The sequence below is a fragment of the Stieleria mannarensis genome (genome assembly GCF_014154935.1).
In the GTDB taxonomy this organism is placed as follows: domain Bacteria; phylum Planctomycetota; class Planctomycetia; order Pirellulales; family Pirellulaceae; genus Stieleria; species Stieleria mannarensis.
Genome location: NZ_JACEHH010000131.1, coordinates 1 through 1,831, shown reverse-complemented (window position 1 = coordinate 1,831; position 1,831 = coordinate 1). Strand labels below are relative to the sequence as shown.

Sequence of the window (1,831 nt, the reverse complement as noted above, 5' to 3'; positions counted from 1 at the left end):
TTCGCCGATCAATGCAGCCAGAGCACGTTTCCAAGTTTGAAGTGAAGCTTCATTATAGCCCACCGGAGCCGTGTTGTACGAATGCACTCTGCCGGTGAAGAACCCGCGATAGAGCGGCGGAAAATCGATCAGTATCAGATCGTGGTCGCCGAAGGGAAGTATTGGGCGAGCGGATCTTGCATTGTGCTTCATTTTCCATGGCCTGCCGACACGGAAGTGACAGTCCGAAACATCTGCAGAAATCACGTCGTGGCACCAGCGAAGTGTCAGTATTCGGTTGCGGAGTTCGACAATTGGAAGCCTCGCCCGTGTTGCTAGCATGAGTGGTCCCTGTTTCCACAGTGCGAACAGGTCGTCCGGTATGATCTCCACGAGTGGTTCGGCCTGCGTCGTATCGTTCATGCAACCAGTCGAATTATCTCCGTAGGCGAACGTTTACGATCACGTGGTCGCCGCGAACGACTCACCATTTCAATAACTTAACTAGGCGGCTCACGTGCATCGTCGGGTTCGTCGTATCGGGATTGGTGCGCCGCCGCCACTCAAGTCACCGATATACTTCTTCCTCCAGAGCCCCCCATTCGCTCATGTACCAATTAAGTCCGATCCCACGCTGTTCTCGGAGCAAAATCACATCGAGCGGCGCATAAATTGTCTCGAAGTTGTTGAGCAAGAGATTCATCGGAAAAGATGGCGGATGGACCGGTGCGCGTACAATCACGTAGCACGCGGGCCCAACCGAGGCTACGTAAATTGGAACTGTTGCTAGCAGGAACCCCAAACACCAAATCGCTCGCGTCTTGCGAGAATCCGCTTTGGATCTGCGCGAAATCAGTAAGCAAATTAACGGCAAAAATGACGCAACGAACAGGCCGACAGGCGGCATCCATATGATGAGGGCGCAGACCAATGCCGAGAGTGTCACGATGGTGAATGCGTTCCTAAGTGTGAATGTCACCTCTTTCTACTCACCAAAGCTTGGAATGAACCCGTAGCTGAGCCACGAGCCGTTTGGTTTATGACGAACGGCAGGGTTGACCGGGGCCGAGCGGAAGAGCAACCACTGCCCAAGAGCGGTTCGAGGCCTCCGTGTCCAACTCATGGTTCTGCCCTACTGAGGCTGTGCTGAATTGCTCCGCCGCATCTTCGCCGCCATCTCTGGCGGCAGGGCGGTAACGACTGACGATGCCCGAAGGTCATCAACTTCGGTTTTGGTTAAAGAACGCCCTTCCTCTTCTTCTTTGAAACGCCGAACGTCCTCGAAACTTGGAATGAAGACCAGCTCAAGTGCATCTGGGTTAGGTAATGCACTCAACTGCCCGTACAATCCGACTTGCATATTCCGCAAAACGCCACTTTCGGCTGCGTCGGGATGCAACGAGTTTGTCGATTCCGGTTGGGGTGCTGTTGACGCAACCTCAGCAAATCCCCGAACTGTAAGCCTGGAACACAAATCGTTAGCGGACGCTGACCCGGTTTTGGCGACAAGTGCATCGTCACGAATCACGAGGTTGAGTTGGTCTTCCACATCCATTGTGATTTCAACGAGGTCGAGATCGTCGGCACCAAGCTCGGCGAACGTTAAATCAGGACTGATCTCGTGGACCGACTTGTTGAGATGCGAAGCAATCACAACCGCAATTTCGTCGAGCATTGGGGTTTCCGGCGTGTCAAGCGAGGCGACATGCGTTGACCCGCAGCCGACGACATAAACGCAAAGCAGAGCTGAAACGAAGTGTTTCATGGTAAATGTGGCAGAACGATTAGGATCACGCGGCGGCGACAAAAGACTTACCACTTCAAAAACGCGGATTTCGCCGCTCGTCGTGCA

Annotated in this window: 1 protein-coding gene and 1 pseudogene; both read right to left on the bottom strand. The window is 53.7% G+C overall.

What is annotated here, in order from left to right; all coding sequences use genetic code 11:
- A pseudogene (locus H1B37_RS32680) lies at nucleotides 1-402 on the bottom strand (hypothetical protein); the annotation flags it as partial.
- Between the two features lie 709 nt (nucleotides 403-1,111).
- Nucleotides 1,112-1,831: phosphopantetheine-binding protein (locus H1B37_RS32675; RefSeq protein ID WP_182871464.1), on the bottom strand; the 720-nt coding region annotated here is incomplete at its 5' end.